The following is a 19,311-nucleotide window of genomic DNA, read 5'->3' as shown; positions in this document are numbered from 1 at the left end:
AACGCTGGCTAGTTGCGGCGCTCGCGGCATTTCCTGCCGCAGTGAAACGGCTACAAATCGTCGGCCACGCGCAGGAAGCTGGCGAAGCGTGGCCGGTCGTACTTGGTGCGACCGTGGTACTTGAAGGTGACGAGGCTGCCGATCGGCGGCGGCGCGGCGCGCTCGGCATCGCTGAAGCCGGTGCCGAGCTTGAATTGGGTGCCATCCGGCTCCTCGACCAGCATCGAGCCGAGCATACCTGCGTACTTGCCCTGGCCGGGCAGGTGCTCGAGGACGATCGCCTCGCCTTCGAGATACGGCTTCACCTTGAGCAGCGTGGTGCTGCGCCCGGCCTGATAGGGGGCATCGCGCCGGTGCAGCATCAGCCCCTCGCCGCCGGCAGCAACGGTGCGCTCCAGCCGTGCTTGCAGCGCCTCGTGATCCGCGATCGGATGCTGATGGGCGAGTCTCAGGCGCGTGCTTGGGGCCTGCTCGACGAGCTGTTCGAGCGTCCTGAAACGGGCCTCGAAACCGCCCTCGGCCGCCGGTAGATCAAAGAGCACATAGCGCACCTGTTGCCAGGCCTCGAACTCCGGCTCCAGGGTGCGCACGGTGCCGGAGAGGTCGGCGAAGGTGCCACGACCCATCCAGAGTTCGCCATCGAGCGGTTGGTTCGGGAAGCCGGCCGTGAACCAGGCCGGGGCGTTGATGATCAGACCGCTGCGGGTGATCAACCGGCGTCCATCCCAGAACGCGCGCACGCCATCGAACTTTTCGCTGACCAGGTACTGGGTCAAGTCCACGCCGGGTTCATAGACCTGCGCAAGGGTCAGCTCCGGCGGCGCGGCGCGCACAGCGGTACTGAGATCCCGATGCTCGGTCTCGAGGTCGGCGGTGGTGGATGGATCGATCGTATCGAGACCGGAGCCGGCATTGCTCGCGCCGACGAACGGCGTTCGCAGGCTAGCCCATAGCAACAGCGGCAGGCCAAGGCGGGGCAGGGGGGCTTGAGGCATGGCGAGTACCTGGATCGGTTGGGACCAGAGCGAAACTCTAGCCGCCCAAGGACGCGAATTCAAAAGGCCGGCGAGCAGCCGAGAATGTTGCTTGATGCGAATATTCGCAAATAATGAGGCGCGTCAACGGACGCGAGCCCCGTGCTGACTATGCTGAAGGGAAACCCACGGCCACGGATCGCCATGTCAGCCTCAATCCAACATCCCCATTTCTTGCTACGCCGGTTGCACTCGCTGCTCGGCCTGGTGCCGGTGGGCGCCTTCCTGGTCTTCCATCTCTGGGAGAATTCCCAGTCTCGGTTCGGCGCGACCCATTACAACCAGGAGGTGGTGGGGGCGCTGCAGGGACTGAACTATCTGCTCTTGCTGGAAGTGTTCGTCATCGCGCTGCCGCTGCTGTTCCATGCCGGCTACGGCCTGCTGATCATCCTCACGGGACGCGCCGAGCCGCTGCGCTACGGCTATGCGCGCAACTGGCTCTACTGGCTGCAGCGGGTCTCCGGGGTGGCGCTGATCCTGTTCCTGCTGCTGCATGTAGGGCTGACACGGATCGCCGGGCTGTTCGATCCCGCGATCAGCGCCGATCTGTTCGGCTATATGCAGCAGGCACTGGCGCAGCCGCCGGTGTTCGCGCTCTATCTCGTCGGCGTGCTGCTGGCGGTGTTCCATCTGGCCAACGGGCTGGCCACTGCGGCCATCGTCTGGGGCTTGACCAGCAGTGCCGAGGCGCAGCGGCGGTTCGGTTGGGTCTGCGCGGGACTTGGGCTGCTGCTCGCCGCGCTCGGGGTGCACGGGCTGCTCGGCTTTCTGATCGCGCCCACGGCTGGAGGTGCAGCATGAGCGCAAGCGCACGCCAGGTGATCGTCATCGGCGGCGGGCTCGGCGGCCTCTGGGCGACGCTCGCGCTCGCCGAGGCCGGACATCGCGTGATGCTGTTCTCGCTGTTCGAGGTGATGCGCTCGCACTCGGCCTGCGCCCAGGGCGGCATCAACGCCGTGCTCGATATGAAGGGCCAGCACGACAGCGTGCAACAGCACATCGTCGACACCATCAAGGGCGGCAGCTATCTCGCCAACCAGCCGCCGATCCAATCCATGTGCGAGGGCGCACCGGGGCTGATCCGCACCTTCGAGCGCATGGGCGTGACCTTCTCGCGCACGCCCGAGGGGCTGCTCGATCAGCGCCTGTTCGGCGGCGTCAAGCACAAGCGCACCTGCTTTGCCGGCGCCAGCACCGGCCAGCAGTTGCTCTACGGCGTCGACCAGCAAGTGCGCCGCCTGGAGACCGAGGGCAAGGTCGAGAAGCGCGAGTGGTGGGAGTTCCTGTCGATCGTCAAGGATGCCGATGGCGTCTGCTGCGGCATCGTGGCGATGGATCTGCGCAGCCTCGAGGTGCGCGCGTTCCGCGCCGATGCGGTGGTCCTGGCCAGCGGAGGGCTCGGGCAGATCTACGCGCCCAAGACCACCTGCTCGACCAACTCGACCGGCGCCGCCGCGAGCCGCGTCTACCAGCAAGGAGCGCGCTTCGCCAATGCCGAGTTCTTCCAATTCCATCCCACCGCGATGCTCGGCGAGGACAAGACGCGCCTGATGACCGAGGCCGCGCGCGGCGAGGGCGGCCGGGTCTGGGTGCCGAAGGATCCGGGCGATCGGCGCGCGCCCTTACGCATCCCCGAGTCGGAACGCTTCTATTTCCTCGAGGACTGGTATCCGAGTTATGGCAACACGGTGCCGCGCGATATCGCCGCGCGCGCGATCTGGAAGGTCACCCGCGAGCTGGGGTTGGGCGTCGGTGGCGCGGACGCAGGCGCAAGCCGCGATCGAGTCTATCTGGACCTGACCCATCTGGATCGCGGCTTCGTCTCGACCCGTCTCGGTGCCATCCTCTCGATCTATCGCAAGTTTGCCGGTCAAGACCCGCTCGAGACGCCGATGGAGATCTTCCCGGCCGCGCACTATGCGATGGGCGGGCTGTGGGTCGACTATGAGAAAGACCAGACGCGCGGTGGCATGAAGGCGGGCAGTCCGCGCAATCATGCGACCAACATTCCCGGCCTCTATGCCTGCGGCGAATGCGACTATGCCTATCATGGCGCCAACCGGCTGGGCGCCAATTCATTGCTCTCGGCCTCGTACTCGGGGCGGGTCGCCGGCGAGGCAGTAGCCAGCTATCTGAGCGGGCTCGAGCAGGGGGCTGATGCCGCGCCCGCCGCGCTCTTCGAGGCCGAGTCGCGGCGCCAAGCCGAACTCAACCAACAGTTTTCGCGTCCGCGCGGCGACCAGAATCCGTTCCTCCTGCACCGCGAGCTTGGCACCTTGATGACAACCCAGGTCGGCGTGGTGCGCGATAACGCCGAACTCGATGCGGCCCTGTCGAGCCTGCGGGAGCTCGAGCAGCGCTTCGAGCGGCTCGATCTGAGCGAATCCAGCCGCTGGGCGAACCAGAGCTTGGCGCATGCGCGCCAGGTCTTCGACATGGTGAAGCTGGCGCAGGTGATGGCCGCAAGCGCCCGCGCGCGCGATGAATGTCGCGGCGCCCATTTCAAGCCCGCGTTCGATCTCGCGATCCCCCAGGGTAAGTACCCAGGCGATCCTGAGTTCGAGGCCTATCGCGAGCGCTGGAAGGCCAACAATGCCGATTGGCTGAAGACCACGGTCGCCGAGCATCACCCGGATGGGCCGCGCATCGCCTTCGAGCAGGTCGATCTCGGGCTGCTGGCGCCCGAACAACCGAGGGATTACCGCTGATGCAAGCGCCAACGCGATCTGACTCCCGGCCGGACGACGCCGAGGCCGCCGGGGCGCACAGGCAAACCGTCGAGTTGCGCATCCGCCGTCAAGATCGCCCGAGCGCAGCACCCTATTGGCAGTCGTTCGTGCTCGAGGCGCGTGCGGGCGCCAATGTCGTCTCGCTGTTGATGGATCTGCGCGAGCACTGTGTCACCAAGGACGGCGCGCGCGTCGATCCGGTCGCCTTCGAGCACAACTGCATGGAAGAGGTCTGTGGCGCCTGCGCCATGCTCATCAACGGCCTGCCGCGACCGGCCTGCTCGGCGCTGATCGCGGAGCTGGAGGCGCCGATTCGCCTCGAGCCGCTGCCCAAGTTCCCGGTGGTGCGCGATCTGATGGTCGATCGCGCGCGGATGTTCGAGCACCTCAAGCAGGTCAAGGCCTGGGTGCGCATCGATGGCGCCTGGGACAACCACGAGCGCGCACCGCGCATCTCGCCGCAGGATTGGGCCGCCAATTATCTCTACAGCCGCTGCATGAGCTGCGGCTGCTGCATGGCCGCCTGTCCGCAAGTCGGGCCGGATCAGGCCTTCGTCGGCCCGGTGCCCTTGGCTCAGGTACGGCTGATGAATGCCCATCCGACCGGGCGCTATGATAGGGTCGAGCGCCTACACGCGATCATGGCCGAGGGTGGCCTCAGCGACTGCGGCAACGCCCAGAACTGTGTGCGTGTCTGCCCGAAGGCGATTCCGCTCACGACCGCCATCGGCGAGCTTGGGCGCCAGACCACGCTACAGGCATTGAAGGACCTATTCGGCGGTAGTCGCTCCACGAATCCATCCGACCACTGAGGTGCCAACCCGTGACGACCGGTCCGCGTCAGATCGTCACCCCCTATCGGCCGATCCCGCTATCGGTGCCGGAGGGGATGAAGCCGAACGAGTTCTTCAACAGCACCGAGAACCTCAACGACCTCGCCCACAACAACGGGCTGCTGCGCAATCCCGAGAACCTGCTGCTCTACCGCAAGGCCCTCGGTCACAGCAACGAGTTCGACGCCTCGATCATCTACGACACCTCGCGGGTGATCCTCGACCCGCTAGGCCGACCGGTGCGGCGCACCCAGGTGCTGGATCAGGTCAAGCGGGTCTGGAACCGGATGAATCAGATCCTCATCCGCTACATGGTCGAGCAATACCCGGACCCGGACCAGGCATTGCTCTTGGCGGGGGAGGCGAGCCTGGATGCCACCTGGTCGCTCACCGCGCCTGGGGTGCCGAGCATCCGCATGCTCCACAACCACTTCATCGTCTTCCCGATGGACCTGCTGCGCCAGGCCAAGCCCGCCGATCCCGACAATCCCAACCTCACCGACGGCGGGCAGCACTGCCTGTTCCAGGCGCACATGAAGGAGGTCTACCGCGCCTTCTTTGAACGTGCGCTCAACCTCGAGATATTGCAGCCGGCGAGCCTGAGCAGCTCGCAGCTCTCGCTGACTGGGTATCCGCAGGGGCTACCCTGTTGGGAGATTCAGGGTGGCGTCGAGGCGCTTAAGGATGTCCGCTTCTGGCGCGAGTACGACCTGATCCTGATGGGCTTCCTGGATTTCTACCGGGCCTTCTTCTCTCAGGTCTCCACCCGCAATGCGCCGATGCCCGAAGGCGTCTATTTCCCGGATGCGGTGGACAGCGTGCTGCTGTTCAACAACGAATTCCTGGCGACCGCCAAGCGGGTGCGAGACCAATGCATCCGCGATGCCCAATACGCCAACGCCATCCGCTGGCAGCCGGCCTTCAAACAGATTATCTACCGTAACGACGATGGCCGCCTGCTCGTCACCATCAGCCAAAACTCGATCGGCAACGCCATCACCGAGCTGCTTGGAGTCGTGGTCAAGCGCGAGCCCGATGCCGATGCTTACGCAGAATTCGAGCCGCGCCTGCTCGAGCGCCTGCTCGAGGTGCGCGCTCGGCTCATCGAGGCCGATCTGGGCGAGCCCATCGCGACCGATCATTGGCCAAAAGAGGACTGGTCGTCGAGTCGTGTCATCGGGGTGCGCGGAGTCGTTCCCGGCCATGGGGCTCGGTGAAGTCCAGCTCCGGCCCCTTCGGCACGATGCCGGTCGGATTGATCTGTTGATGGCTGCCGTAGTAGTGCCGCTTGATGTGGTCCATGTTGACGGTCTCGGCGATACCGGGCACCTGATAGAGTTCGCGCGTGTAGGCCCAGAGGTTCGGATAGTCGACGAGGCGCTGGCGATTGCACTTGAAATGGCCGTGATAGACCGGATCGAAGCGCACCAAGGTCGTGAACAGCCGCCAATCGGCCTCGGTGATCTGCTCGCCGACTAGATAGCGCTGGGTCGCGAGCCGCGCCTCCAACTGGTCGAGGGTCGCGAAGAGCTGATCGAAGGCGGCTTCATAGGCGCTTTGGGTCGTCGCGAAGCCGGTCCGGTAGACGCCGTTGTTGACGTTCTCGTAGACCAGCGCATTGACCACGTCGATCTCGGCGTGCAGCTCACGCGGGTAGACATCCAGCTCGGCGCGCCCCCAGGCATCGAAGGCGTTGTTGAGCATGCGGATGATCTCGGCGGACTCGTTATTGACAATGGTCTGGCGCTGCTTGTCGTAGAGCACCGGCACGGTGACCACGCCGTCGAAGCCGGGCGCGCAGTGCTCATAGAGCTGCAGCAGCTTGTCGAAGCCGTGCACAGCGTCTGGTGTCGCCCCCGGATATTCGCCGAAGACCCAGCTCTCGGCCGGCATCAGCGGATGCACCACCGAGACGCTGATCAGCGCCTCAAGCCCTTTGAGCGCGCGCAGGATCAGGGTGCGATGCGCCCAGGGGCAGGCGTAGGAGACGTAGAGGTGATAACGGCCGGGCTCGGCCGGGAAGCCGCCCTCGCCGGAGGGACCGGCGCTGCCGTCTGGCGTGACCCAGTGGCGAAAGCCGGATTCCCAGCGGATGAACTCGCCGTTCTTGGTTGGCGTCATGATGGTGCTCCGTTGCTCGATGGAATGGCCCAAGGTTGGGCCCGATGAGGCGATGGTCACTGTCGAGATCCTAGCGCGCATCCTCGCGGCCAAGGTGGACTTTTGGGCTTGGCGTCGTTGCCTGCGGCGAGGTGGTTTCCAGGTAAACTGATCCCTGTTCCCACTTGGCACAAGCATCGCCGAGTGGGCGACCCATCTGGAGAGCTTAATGACTGAACAATACCGCCTCGTGACTCGTAGTGATTTTGACGGCCTGGTCTGTGCCGTCCTGCTGAAGGAGCTGGATTTGGTCGACGACATCAGCTTCGTGCATCCCAAGGACATGCAGGATGGCGTGATCGAGATCACCGGCCGCGACATCACCACCAACCTGCCCTATGTCGAGGGCGTGCATCTGGCCTTCGACCATCATGCCAGCGAGATCGAGCGCGCCGGTGGTCAACGCCGGGAGAATCACATCATCGACCCCGATGCGCCCTCGGCGGCGCGCGTCGTCTACGACTACTACGGCGGCAAGGAGGGCTTTCCTCGGGTCAGTGAAGCGATGATGGCGGCCGTGGACAAGGGCGACTCCGCCGACTTCACCCGCGACGAGATCCTCGACCCCCAGGGCTGGGTGCTGCTGAACTTTCTGATGGACGCGCGCACCGGCCTGGGGCGGTTCCGCGAGTTCACCATCTCCAACTATCAGCTGATGATGCAGCTGATCGACTATTGCCGGGATCACGACATCGAGCAGATCCTGGACTTGCCGCATGTCAAGGAGCGCTGCGAACTCTACTTCGATCACCAAGACAAGGCGCGCGCACAGCTCGAACGCGTCTCCACCTTGCACGACAACCTGGTCGAGGTCGATCTGCGCGACGAGGACCCGATCTGGGCCACCAACCGCTTCGTCATCTATGCGCTCTACCCGCAAGCCAACATCTCCATGCACGTGATGTGGGGACGGCAGAAGCAGAACACGGTGTTCGCGGTCGGCAAGTCGATCCTCAACCGCCGCTCGCAGACCCATATCGGCAGCCTGATGCTGGAATATGGCGGCGGTGGCCATGATGCCGCCGGCACCTGCCAGGTCGATAACGACCAGGCCGCGCGGGTACGCGAGGAACTCATCGCGCGCATCACCGCCGACGGTTGAATCATCGTGCGGCCAGAAGGTTCCTGACGTGACAGTCCCGCGCAGGTCGCCTCCTTCGCGTCCCGTCTCTCTAGTCGCCATCGGCGCTTCGGCCGGCGGTTTGCGGGCCTTGGAGTCCATCATCGGCGGTCTCGATTGTCAGGGCCTGACGGCGTATGTGCTCGCTCAGCATTTGAAGCCCGATCAGGAAACCCACCTCCCCGAGATCCTCGCGGCTCGGACTGACCTTAAGGTCGTGCTCGCCGAATCGGGGATGCCCCTGCGCGCTGATCATCTCTATGTGTGTCCAGCGGGACAGGATGTGGAGGTCCGCGACGGTCGCCTGAACCTCTGCGCGCCCGCTCCGGCGACGCTCATCGCTCCCGCGATCGATCGGCTGTTTCGCTCGGTTGCGGACGCCTTCGCAGATCGAGCTTGCGGGCTAATCTTGTCAGGTACCGGAGAGGATGGTGCAAAGGGTTGTGAGGCGATACGCTCGGCCGGCGGTCGGGTCATCGTCCAGTCTCCGGCAGACGCCGGTGAATCCGAGATGCCGACCGCAGCGCTGCGATCTTCCGCTGACGTCGTCTCGGGTGAGACCCAAGCGATTGTCGATTGGCTCAATCGAATCGGCGCCTCGAACGAGGAGACGCGGACACAGCGACCCCAGGAAGACACCTTCGCCGAGCTGATCGCGCGCGTCTCCGAGTTGACCGGCATGAGGTTCGATCAGTACAAGGAGGCAACCCTGTTCCGGCAGACGACTCGGCACTATCAGGCGCTGGGTTTCGCGTCGCTGGAGGCCTTTTTCGACCATGCCAAGGATCGTCCCGAACAGTTGCAGCAGTTGCAACGGCGCTTCCTGTTGACTGTCTCGCGCTTCTTTCGCGATGCCGAGGCATTCGCCGCCGTGGAGCAGGCCTTGTGCGCGCGTTTGAGCGAAAAGGAGTTCGGCGATTCGATTCGAGTCTGGGTGGCCGGCTGCGCCTGTGGTGAAGAGGCCTATTCGTTCGCGATCCTGCTGCACGAGATCCTCGGTGAGCGATTCGGGGGGGTCGACGTCCGCATCTTCGCCAGTGATGTCGACCCGCAAGCGATCGAGGCCGCGCGCGCGGGGCGCTACCCGAGCGAATCGCTGAGCGATCTGCAGACTGAGCGGCGCGAACGCTGGTTCAAACAACAGGGCAGCCAGTGGCGCGTGGACAAAGTCCTGCGCGAGCGTTGCGTGTTCTGTGTCCACGACCTGCTCAGTCATCCGCCGTTCCTGAACATGGACCTGATCAGTTGCCGCAATCTGCTGATCTATTTCCAGCCCGAGCAGCAGCCGCAGTGTCTCGAGACCTTCCACTATGCACTGCAACCGGGCGGGCTGTTCTTGACCGGACGCTCCGAGTCGGCCGATAGCGATGCCCAGTTCTTCGAGCCGATCGATGCCCTGAACAAGCTCTATCGACGCCGCGCGGTGGCGTCGCGGCCGCCGGGGCCGGGACGCTACGCGCTGCCGAGGCCGCCCAAGGATGCGAGGCGCGCGCAGCATCGCTCCCAGCGGGCGGTCGACCCGATCCGCGATGCCGTCCTCGACGCGCTGATCCAAGCGCATGGACTCGCCGCCGTGTTGGTCAATACGCGCTTCGAGCCGCTGCACTTCTTCGGCAATGCCAAGCGCTATTTCAGGCTCCCCGACGACACCGCTGACTTCTCGATCTTCGCGCTCTGTCGCCCTGAACTCGGCCTCGAGCTGAAAGCGCTCTGCTACCGCTTCCTGAAAGAGCGGCATGCGGTCCTGCACGGCATGAGCCTGGTGCTCGGCATCGATGATGAGAGGCTGCGGATACGCCCGGTGGCGCGTCGCCTCGCGCTGCCGAAGGAGGCGCCAGTCGGGGCCTTTCTGATCGTCCTTGAGGAGCACGCGGTCGACGACGGCGTATCGCAATCGCGCACAGACGAGGCGGCCGTCAGCGACGACCTGCGGGACAAGGAGATCGCGCGGTTGCGCCGCGAACGCGACGAGACCCACGACAGCTTGAGCGCGCTCCTCGACCAACTCGCGGTCGCTCACGAGGAGCTGCAATGGTTGCGAGAAGACCGGACGGCCTTCAACCAAGAGCTGCAAACCGCCAACGAGGAGTTGCAATCTTCCAACGAGGAGCTGACCACGCTCAACGACGAGCTGCGCATCAAGACCCACGAGGCGATCCAGCTCAGCACCACCCTGATCAATATCCAGGAGTCGATCCGCACCGCGCTCATCGTGGTCGACCGCGACGGACGCATCATGCGCTTCAATGCGCTTGCGGTGCGCATCTTTGGCCTCGGCGAGAACGACATCGGCGATCACCTCGCGGTCATGCCCTGTTACCTCAAACTGCCAGATCTGCGCGCGCGTCTGGAGGCTGTCATCGACTCGGGCGAGTCCCAGGCGCAGCCGGTGCATCAGGACGACTTTCACTACCTGATGCGGATCGATCCCTATCGCGATGAGCTAGGCGAACTCGCCGGCGCCGTGCTGACCTTTTCCGACATCAGCGAGCTGCATCGCTACGCGATCGACCGGGCCAGGAGTGAGCGGCGCTTCCGCCAGGTGTGGGAGGTGACCATCGAGGGGATGCTGGTGGCCGACGCGAGCGGCGCCATCGTGCTGGTTAACCCGGCGCTCGAGCAGATCTTTGGCTACGATGCGGGTGAACTCGACGGGGCTTCGGTGGAGCGCCTCGTCCCGGCTGCGCTGCGCCCCCGACATCGTGTCCATCGCGAGGCCTTCCAGGCCGAGCCAGAACAACGCCGGCTGATGGATCGCAGCCGCGATATCCAGGGTCAGCGCAAGGATGGCTCGCGCTTCGATCTCGCCATTGGCCTGAGCAGCATCGAGATGGACGGGCAGCCCTGTACCCTGGCCTCGGTCGAGGACATCACCGAGCGCAAGACGGCCGAACGCCAGTTACGCGCGAGCGCGATGCGGCTCAGCGAAACGGAAGCGGAACTCAGAGAGGCGCAGCGCCTTGCTCGTCTCGGCAGCTGGTATTGGGATCGCGCGAGCGACGCGTTCAGCGGTTCGGCGGAACTGCCGCTGATCTTCGGCCTGAAGCCAACCGCTCGGCGCCCGTTACCAAAGGCGGTTTGGCAGCGGCTAGAGGCCGCCCGGGAAGAGACCCTGCGCACGAGGAGCGGTTGCGCGCTGGATCTGGAAGTGATGCGCGGGGGTGAGCGTATTTGGGTGCGCGTCCGCTGCGAGGCGGTGCTGGACTCCGGGGGCTACTCGATCAAAGGGCTGCGCGGCACCATCCAGGAGATTACCGAGCACAAGCGCCTGAACGAAGAACTCGAACGCCACCGCAATCAACTGCAGGAGCTGGTTGAAGAGCGCACTCGAGACCTGGTCGAGCAAGAGCGGCGATGGATGGCGATCATACGTCTTCTGCCGGTCGGTATCTGGATGACCGATGCGACGGGCACCATCGTGTTCGGCAACGAGGCCGGAGAGCGCATCTGGGGCGGAGCCCGCTACGTCGGCCCCGATCAGTTCGATGTCTTCATGGGCTGTTGGTATGAGACAGGCAAGCCGCTGGCACCCGAGGACTGGGCGGTCACTCGGGTGTTGGATAACGGCGAACCCGTGCTCGACGAGCTGATCGACATCCAGTGTTTCGACGGCTCACGGAAGACCATTCTCAATTCGGTCATTCCACTGCGTGACGAAGCCGGGCACATCAACGGTTCTTTCATCGTCAATCAGGACATCACCGAACTCAAGAAAGCCGAGCAGGCATTGAGCCAGGCACGCGATCTGGCCGAGTCCTCGAATCAGGCCAAAAGCGCGTTTCTGGCCAACATGAGCCACGAGATTCGCACGCCGATCAATGCGGTGCTGGGCTTCAGCTATCTCCTCGATCAGCGGCTGTTGGAGCCGGCGAGCCGGACTCTGGTGGGCAAGATCCGCAGTGCCGCCCAGGTGTTGCTCGATCTGATCAACGACATTCTCGATGTCTCGAAGATCGAGGCGGGGGGTGTTGAACTCGAGACGGCGCCCTTCCGTCTCTCGGTATTGCTCGAGACCCTCGCCGAGATCATGACAGCCGCCGTCGGCGAGAAGCCCTTGGAACTCATACTCGCCCCGCCAGGCGACTGTATCGAGGGTTTGATCGGCGACAGTAGGCGGCTGCAGCAGGTGTTGATCAATCTGCTGGGCAATGCGATTAAATTTACCGAGCGTGGCGAGGTCGAACTCAGCATCATCTGTGGTGCCCAGAACGCGACGCATGTGAACATGCAGTTTAGTGTGCGTGATACCGGCATCGGCATTGCCCCGGAGCGGCAGCGCGAGATCTTCAATCCGTTCAGCCAGGCCGATAGCAGCATCAGCCGGCGTTTCGGCGGTACCGGCTTGGGGTTGACGATCAGTCAGCGCTTGGTGCGTCTGATGGGCGGGCAACTGCTGGTGGAGAGTGCGCCGGGAGAAGGCAGTGTCTTCCAGTTTACGCTGCCGCTGCAACGCGATCCGAACGTGCCCGAGCCCGCAGACGAGCTAGGGCCGCTGCGGCTGCTGGTGGCCGATGACTGTCGTCACACCGGAGCGGCGCTGGTACGCACTGGAGGCGCGCTCGGCTGGACCGTCAACTGGGTGGCCTCGGGTGAGGCGGCCCAGGCACGGCTTCTGCACACTGGGGTGCCCTATGATGCGGTCTTGATCGATTGGCGGATGCCGGGCGAAGACAGTCTCCACTGTGCGCGGGCGATGCGGGCGGCGCTGGTCCAGGCCGGTGTCGCCAAGCCGCCGGCCCTGCTGCTGATGGCCACGCCCCATGCCGAGGCGGCCTTGCAAGACCGACCAGAGAGCGCCGCGATCGACCGCATCATCCATAAGCCGGTCACGCCTCTGGCCCTGTACAACAGCCTGGCCAGTTTGCGCGGCTTGCCGTGTCGCGACACCACGGTGGCCCAAGCCTTCTCGGGGGCCGCTCCGCATCAACAGCTCGCAGGCTTGCGGGTACTGGTGGTCGATGACAGCGAGATCAATCAAGAGGTCGCCAAGGGCATCCTCGCCAATCATGGCGCCGAGGTCTTCCTCGCCGGCGATGGCGAAGCGGCCCTGAGTTGGCTCGACGCCCATCCCGATGCCGTGGATATCGTGCTGATGGACGTGCAGATGCCAGGCCTCGATGGCTATGCGACCACCCGCCGCCTGCGTCAGGATACGCGCTGGCGTGAGCTGCCCGTGATCGCGGTGACCGCCGGGATCTACGCGTCGATGAAGACGGAGGCGCTGGCGGCGGGCATGAACGATTTTATCGCCAAGCCGGTCGATCTCGGGCAGTTGATCCCGTGCATCCTGCGTTGGACAGACGCGCGCCGAGCGGTGCCGCCGCCAAACGACGCCCCTGCGGCCGCGTCGCCTGATGCGCCGGCGTTCGCCGGCCATGCGATCGATCTGCCGAGCGCTTTGGAGCGCTGGGGTGACTCCGCGCTCTATCGCACCTACTTGCTGAAGTTTGGTGACACGCACGCCGACGATGCCCAGGCCATCGCCGCTGCCATCCAGACTGGAGCGTTCGCTGAAGGCGCCGCGCTCGCGCATCGGCTCACCGGCGTCGCCGCCACGCTCGCCATGCCCCGGCTGGCCGATCTGGCGCAACGCTTGGAGCAGGCCCTGCGCGCAGGGCAGGCACCCGGTGCCGCGCTGGAGGCCGAATTCCAGGTCGCCTTCGCCGAAGTTTTGCAGAGCCTGCGCGACTGGATCAGCGACCAGGAACCGCCGTCGCTTCCCCCTGCGGTCAGTGAGGGTGCGGTTGCGGATCAGGGCCTAGATCAGGGCCTGGATCAGGATGCCAGATCTCGCCTGTTCGAGACCTGTCTCCAGGCCCTGGATGAACAGAATCTGGCCGGCGCCGAGGCCTGCCTCGAGCAATTGCAAGGCGGCGTGGAGGCGAAGACGCTGGCCGCGATCCATGCCTGTCTGCGCGAGTTCGATTTTCGTGGCGCCGAGCGCTTGCTGCACGCCCTGATCGATGAGTAAAACCCAAGGAGACTGGAACAGGTCATGTCACCGCCCCGTCTGCTGATTATCGACGACGAGCCCGCGAATCTGGCCATCATGCGCCAAATCCTGGAGCCGAGCTATGCGTTGCTGTTCGCGCGCAATGGGACCGACGCCATCGCCTTGGCCAAGCGGCATCATCCCGATCTCGTGCTGCTCGACATCCAGATGCCGGATCTGGATGGCTACAGCGTCTGTCGTGCGTTGAAGGCCGATGTGCATACCGAGTTCATCCCGGTGATCTTCGTCACCGCCCTGTCCGAGCTGGGTCATGAAGAGCGCGGATTCGCGGCTGGCGGCGTGGACTATCTGATCAAACCCGTCACCGCCGCGATCCTGCACGCACGGGTGCGGACGCATTTGTCGTTGGTACAGGCCAAGCAGTTGCAGCAAAGCTATCAGGACGCGCTGAGCATGCTCGCCCGCGCTGGTCACTACAATGACAGCGACACAGGCATGCACATCTGGCGCATGGCGGCCTACACGGCGTGCCTGGCCAAAGCTGCTGGCTGGTCGAAGCAGCGTTGCGACATGCTCGCATTGGCGGCATCGATGCACGATACCGGCAAGATCGGCATCCCGGACGCGATCCTGCGCAAGCCCGGTCCGCTGGATGCGGATGAATGGGTGATCATGCGCACGCACAGCCAGATCGGTCACGAGATCCTGAGCCAGAGCGAAGCGCCCATCTTTCGTTTAGCCGCCGAGATTGCCCATTGCCATCACGAACGCTGGGACGGCAGCGGCTATCCGCGTGGTCTCGCCGGCGAGACCATCCCGGAATCGGCGCGGATCGTCGCCATTGCCGATGTCTTCGATGCGTTGACCATGAAGCGTTCCTACAAGGAGGCCTGGTCCGTCGAGCGCGCCATGGCCACCATGCGCGAAGGGAGCGGCTCGCACTTCGAGCCGCGCCTGTTCGACGGCTTTGCCGAGTGCTTGCCGCGCATCCTAGCGATCAAGGCGGATTGGGATCGGCGGGTTAACCCAAGAGCAGGATCAACATGACAGTCCGACAGAGATTCCTGACCAGACTGACCAGCTTGTATAGTGGCGCCTTAGCGCTGGCCTTGGTCCATGCCTTTGCACAGGGCAATGCATTGGCGCAAGAATCCCGTCTTTGTCTTACTGAGTAAGAAGTGGGAGGGTCGATGTCAACCGTGACGATATCCGACAAGGGCCAAGTCGTCATACCCGCTGCCATTCGCCGGCGGCTTGGTCTCGAGCCAGGCAGCAAGCTCGATTTCGAGTTGGAAGGTGATAGCATTCGGGTTCGACCACTGAGATCGATACCCCGATCGCGGACCGAGGATGGCTACGGACTCCTGCGATGCGAACGGCCCGGCGAGCGGCGGTTGGCGGATTTCGATGTCGCCAACGCGATGCGCGAACAAGCGCAACACGCTGCAGAATGATTGCCCTTGATACCAACATCCTTGCGCGCTTTTACGTGGATGATCCTGGCGATCCTGAAGCGGTCAAACAGCGTCCCATCGCCCGGCGCTCTACACCTTCGACGACCGAGGTTTTGCGCGCCGGGCTCGGCGGTTGACCGACGCCACCCCCGTCGTGGTGCCAACCCAGCACCTCGACAACCCGTGACCTCGAACCATGAGGCCGAAACAGGTCGGCCAGCCCAGCGCGTCGCCCACGCCCATCAGACGCTGGGCTTCGGGGTACTGGCCACCTCCGACCCGCACCACTTCGTCGTCAGCATCCCGCGCGGGAATACCACCGCCGTGCTGATCAGCGAGCACTTGGGCATGGGCGCCGGCACGGCCCCAGAGCAGGTGCTGGATCGCGTGATGCTCCAGCGCCTGCGCTGGGCCGCCATTCTCGCGGAAGTGCAGCGAGCGTTCAACGCCCGGCTCAAGGAGCACAACCTAGCGTCCAGCACCTGGAAGGTGGGCGACAATCCGGTCGACCGCCTGCTCGGCAAGGAACGCATCGCCGTCAACGTCCACCCGGATCAGGGTTTGGTTCAGTCGCCCCATCGCTTCTCGGCGCTGTTCCAAGACGTGGCGCTGCGGACCACACTGGATTTCGATCGCGCGTATGAGGAAGCGCGCAGCTTCGGGCGCGTTCTGGCCAAACGCGGCAAGGGCAGTGGCTTCATGCTGACGCTGATGCAGCAGCGGGTCTGCTCGAGTGTCATCGCCGGTCTCAACACGGCACAAACCCTGTTGGCTGGGCGCGAGGTGCAGGAGGAGACTGACGACCTCGACCTGAAGCTCGCGATCCAGACGGATGCTGAGCGAGCGGCACTGGCGAACCTGATCGCCGCATTGGAGGGCATGGACGAAGACCCAAAACTGGCTGCGGTGCGGTTTTATCTGAACGACGAGGGCTGGCTCGAACTGGGCTGCATCATCTTCAGCCAGTATTACGACACCGCACGCTGGGTGGCCGACGCCTTGGCGGCAGAGTCTCCAGAGGAGACGATCGGCCTCTATGCCGGCGCTGATCGCAGTCGCCTCTACCGCGACGGGCAGGCCGTCGGGATCGTCCGCGAGGAACTCAAGCGCATGGTCGCCGATCGCCAGGTCCGACTGATGGTGGCCACCGATGCCGCCTGTGAGGGCCTGAACCTGCAAACCCTGGGCACCCTGATCAATGTCGATCTGCCGTGGAATCCGACCCGCCTGGAGCAGCGGATCGGATGCATCAAGCGCTTCGGTCAGGCGCGATCGGCGGTGGATATGCTGAATCTGCCCGACACCATCCGCGACGACTGGATCGACGACCTCGAGACCCTGGGCGAGAAGATGGATCAGTACATCGAGGAGCGCCGCCAAGCCACCGGCTTCGACCTACGCTACAACGACAGCATCAAGCCGAGCGATGATGCCTGGCGCGATTGCGCGACCGTGCTGGCTCGCCGGGACGTAGAGAACCTGATGCGCAAAGGGTGGAGTGGATGGTAGACCGGGCCCTGGTGCGCACCGAGCAGCGGCGAATCGGGGATGGGGAGTGGCATCCTTGCCACCCTTAGGCCAGACTTCGATCTTCAGCCTTCAGCCTTCAGCCTTCAGCCTTCAGCCTTCAGCCTTCAGCCTTCAGCTCTTCTGATTGAGATGCTCGGCCAGATACAGCCAGGTATCGATCACGGTATCCGGGTTCAGCGAGACACTCTCGATGCCTTCCTTGACCAACCAGTCGGCGAAGTCAAGATGATCGGAAGGCCCCTGGCCGCAGATGCCGACGTACTTGCCCTGCTTGCGGCAAGCCTGGATGGCCATCGACAGCATCGCCTTCACCGCCGGGTCGCGCTCGTCGAAGTCGGCGGCGACCAGGCTCGAGTCGCGGTCGATGCCGAGGGTGAGCTGGGTCATGTCGTTGGAGCCGATCGAGAAGCCGTCGAAGTATTCGAGGAACTGCTCGGCGAGCACCGCATTGGAGGGAATCTCGCACATCATGATCAGCTTGAGCCCGTTCTCGCCGCGTTTGAGACCCTGCTCGGCGAGCGCTTCGGTGACCGCCTTGGCCTGATTGAGCGTGCGCACGAACGGGATCATGATCTGTAGATTGCTCAGGCCCATCTCGTTACGCACGTATTTCAACGCCTCGCATTCCATCTCGAAACAGGCCTTGAAGCTCTCCGAGACATAGCGCCCGGCGCCGCGGAAGCCGATCATCGGGTTCTCTTCCTCGGGCTCGTAGCGCGGGCCGGCGATCAGGTTCGCGTACTCGTTGGACTTGAAGTCCGACATGCGGATGATGACCGGATTCGGCGCGAAGGTCGCCGCGAGCGTGGCGATGCCTTCGGTGAGACGCATGACGAAGTAATCACGCGGGCTCGGATAGGCGCTGATGCGCGGGGCGATCTCGGCCTTGAGGTCGTCGGGCAGCTGGTCGAACTCCAACAATGCCTTCGGATGGATGCCGATGCTGTTGTTGATGATGAACTCGAGCCGGGCCAGACCAACACCCGCATTGGGGATCGAGGCGAAGCCGAAGGCGCGCTCCGGGTTGCCGACGTTCATCATCACCTTGACCGGCACCTCGGGCATCTTCTCGAGTTCCACCACCTTGTGCTCGAACGCCAGCTCGCCATCGTAGATGTAGCCGGTGTCACCCTCGGCGCAGGAGACCGTCACTGCCTGTCCCTCGGCAATCTTGTCGGTCGCATCGTTACAGCCGACCACCGCCGGCACGCCCAGCTCGCGGGCAATTATAGCGGCGTGACATGTCCTACCACCACGGTTGGTGACGATGGCGGCGGCGCGTTTCATCACCGGCTCCCAGTCGGGGTCGGTCATGTCGGTGATCAGCACATCACCCGCCTGGACCTGATCCATGTCGCGGATCGACTCGACCACGCGCGCCTTGCCGGCGCCGATGCGCCCGCCGATGCTGCGCCCGGTGGCTAGCACCTCGCCGCCGGTCTCTTGCAGGCGATAGCGCTCGACCACCTGACCGCTACGGCTCTGCACCGTCTCCGGGCGCGCCTGGACGATGTAGAGCTGGCCGTCGATGCCGTCCTTGGCCCATTCGATGTCCATTGGGCGTTGGTAGTGCTGCTCGATCAGCACCGCCTGCTTGGCCAGTGCCTCGATCTCGGCGTCGCTGATCGAGAATTGCTCGCGTAGCTCGCTCGGGGTCTGCTCGGTGCGCACCGGCTCGCGGCTGCCGGGCTCGGCGAAGACCATGCGCATGGCCTTGTCGCCCACGCTGCGCCGCAGGATCGCCGGGCGCCCGGCCGCGAGCGTGGGTTTGTGCACATAGAATTCGTCGGGATTGACCGCGCCCTGTACCACCATTTCGCCGAGGCCGACGCTCGAGGTGATGAACACCGCGTCGTCGTAGCCGGATTCGGTGTCGAGGGTGAACATCACGCCGCTGGAGGCAAGATCGCTGCGCACCATGCGCTGAATGCCGGCCGAGAGCGCGACCTCGGCATGGGTGAAGCCCTTGTGCACGCGGTAGGAGATGGCGCGATCGTTGTAGAGCGAGGCGAAGACCTCTTTAATGGCGTGCTTGACGTTATCCAGGCCGTGGATATTGAGGAAGGTCTCCTGCTGGCCGGCGAACGAGGCGTCGGGCAGATCCTCGGCGGTGGCCGAGGAGCGCACCGCCCAGGTGGTATCGGCGGCGCTGCCGGTCTTGTCGGCGAGCGCGGCATAGGCCGCGTCGATGGCGGCGTCGAGTTCGGGCTGGAACGGCTGCTCGATAATCCAGCTGCGGATGCGCGGGCCGGCGGCGCTGAGCGCGGCGATGTCGTCGACATCGAGCGCGTCGAGTTCGGTGGCGATGCGCTCGGCAAGGTTGTCGACAGCGAGGAAGTCGCGGTAGGCCTGCGCGGTAGTCGCGAAGCCGCCAGGCACCCGGACCCCGAGTTGGGTCAGATGCTGGATCATCTCGCCGAGCGAGGCGTTCTTGCCACCGACGACGGGGACGTCGTCCATTCCCAGCTCGCTTAGCCAACGCACATAGTCGGTCATTG

General features: G+C 64.4%; 11 protein-coding genes and 2 pseudogenes. 10 read left to right on the top strand and 3 right to left on the bottom strand.

Translation table 11 applies throughout. The features are described 5' to 3' along the window. Positions 1-50 precede the first annotated feature (50 nt). The gene (locus tag AC54T3_RS03845; RefSeq protein WP_496622485.1) at positions 51-995 is read right to left on the bottom strand and encodes a DNA ligase; all 945 of its coding nucleotides are present in this window, start codon (positions 993-995) and stop codon (positions 51-53) included. Positions 996-1,178: 183 nt separating this feature from the next. Between AC54T3_RS03845 and AC54T3_RS03840 the strand changes: the two genes are divergently transcribed. The 4 genes and pseudogenes from AC54T3_RS03840 to AC54T3_RS03825 all read left to right on the top strand — a co-directional run. After that, complete coding sequence (locus tag AC54T3_RS03840) at positions 1,179-1,835, top strand: MDM10-complementing protein 1 domain-containing protein (protein ID WP_496622483.1); 657 nt, start codon at positions 1,179-1,181, stop codon at positions 1,833-1,835. Next, a complete protein-coding gene (sdhA, locus tag AC54T3_RS03835) occupies positions 1,832-3,742 on the top strand; it encodes a succinate dehydrogenase (quinone) flavoprotein subunit (protein WP_496622482.1) in 1,911 nt (636 codons plus the stop codon). Before AC54T3_RS03840 ends, sdhA begins: the two co-directional genes overlap by 4 nt. Further along, positions 3,742-4,575, top strand: coding sequence for a succinate dehydrogenase iron-sulfur subunit (sdhB, locus tag AC54T3_RS03830; RefSeq protein WP_496622480.1), 834 nt, complete (start codon positions 3,742-3,744; stop codon positions 4,573-4,575). The genes sdhA and sdhB overlap by 1 nt, the downstream gene beginning before the upstream one ends. A gap of 11 nt (positions 4,576-4,586) precedes the next feature. After that, a pseudogene (locus tag AC54T3_RS03825) lies at positions 4,587-5,750 on the top strand (hypothetical protein); the annotation flags it as partial. A gap of 19 nt (positions 5,751-5,769) precedes the next feature. On the opposite strand, the gene AC54T3_RS03820 reads toward AC54T3_RS03825, so the two are convergent. After that, entirely contained in the window at positions 5,770-6,717 is a 948-nt protein-coding gene (locus AC54T3_RS03820; RefSeq protein ID WP_496622478.1) for a glutathione S-transferase family protein, read from the bottom strand. A gap of 208 nt (positions 6,718-6,925) precedes the next feature. On the opposite strand from AC54T3_RS03820, the gene AC54T3_RS03815 reads away from it, so the two are divergent. The 6 genes and pseudogenes from AC54T3_RS03815 (at position 6,926) to AC54T3_RS03790 (ending at position 16,792) form a co-directional block, all read left to right on the top strand. Continuing rightward, positions 6,926-7,858: a DHH family phosphoesterase gene (locus AC54T3_RS03815; RefSeq protein ID WP_496622476.1), complete on the top strand. Its 933-nt coding sequence runs from the start codon at positions 6,926-6,928 to the stop codon at positions 7,856-7,858. After that, positions 7,755-8,372, top strand: a pseudogene (locus tag AC54T3_RS03810) (chemotaxis protein CheB); the annotation flags it as partial. The gene AC54T3_RS03815 and the pseudogene AC54T3_RS03810, both read left to right, overlap by 104 nt. Positions 8,373-8,387: 15 nt before the next feature. Continuing rightward, a complete protein-coding gene (locus AC54T3_RS03805) occupies positions 8,388-13,847 on the top strand; it encodes a CheR family methyltransferase (protein WP_496622518.1) in 5,460 nt (1,819 codons plus the stop codon). 24 nt (positions 13,848-13,871) lie between these two features. Continuing rightward, on the top strand, positions 13,872-14,876 hold the full coding sequence (locus AC54T3_RS03800; RefSeq protein WP_496622474.1) for a response regulator: 1,005 nt from the start codon (positions 13,872-13,874) through the stop codon (positions 14,874-14,876). Between the two features lie 143 nt (positions 14,877-15,019). Next, positions 15,020-15,283 (top strand): AbrB/MazE/SpoVT family DNA-binding domain-containing protein, encoded by a 264-nt coding sequence (locus AC54T3_RS03795; protein WP_496622472.1) that lies wholly within the window; start codon positions 15,020-15,022, stop codon positions 15,281-15,283. Between the two features lie 183 nt (positions 15,284-15,466). Beyond that, positions 15,467-16,792 (top strand): DUF3780 domain-containing protein, encoded by a 1,326-nt coding sequence (locus AC54T3_RS03790; protein ID WP_496622470.1) that lies wholly within the window; start codon positions 15,467-15,469, stop codon positions 16,790-16,792. Positions 16,793-16,924: 132 nt separating this feature from the next. Here the strand turns inward: AC54T3_RS03790 and ppsA are convergent, their stop codons facing one another. Continuing rightward, the gene (gene ppsA / locus AC54T3_RS03785) at positions 16,925-19,309 is read right to left on the bottom strand and encodes a phosphoenolpyruvate synthase (protein WP_496622516.1); all 2,385 of its coding nucleotides are present in this window, start codon (positions 19,307-19,309) and stop codon (positions 16,925-16,927) included. Positions 19,310-19,311 lie beyond the last annotated feature (2 nt).

It is taken from the genome of Halochromatium sp. NSM3 (assembly GCF_059621085.1).
Note: the sequence above shows the minus strand (reverse complement) of the source record. Positions and strands in the feature narration are given on the sequence as shown.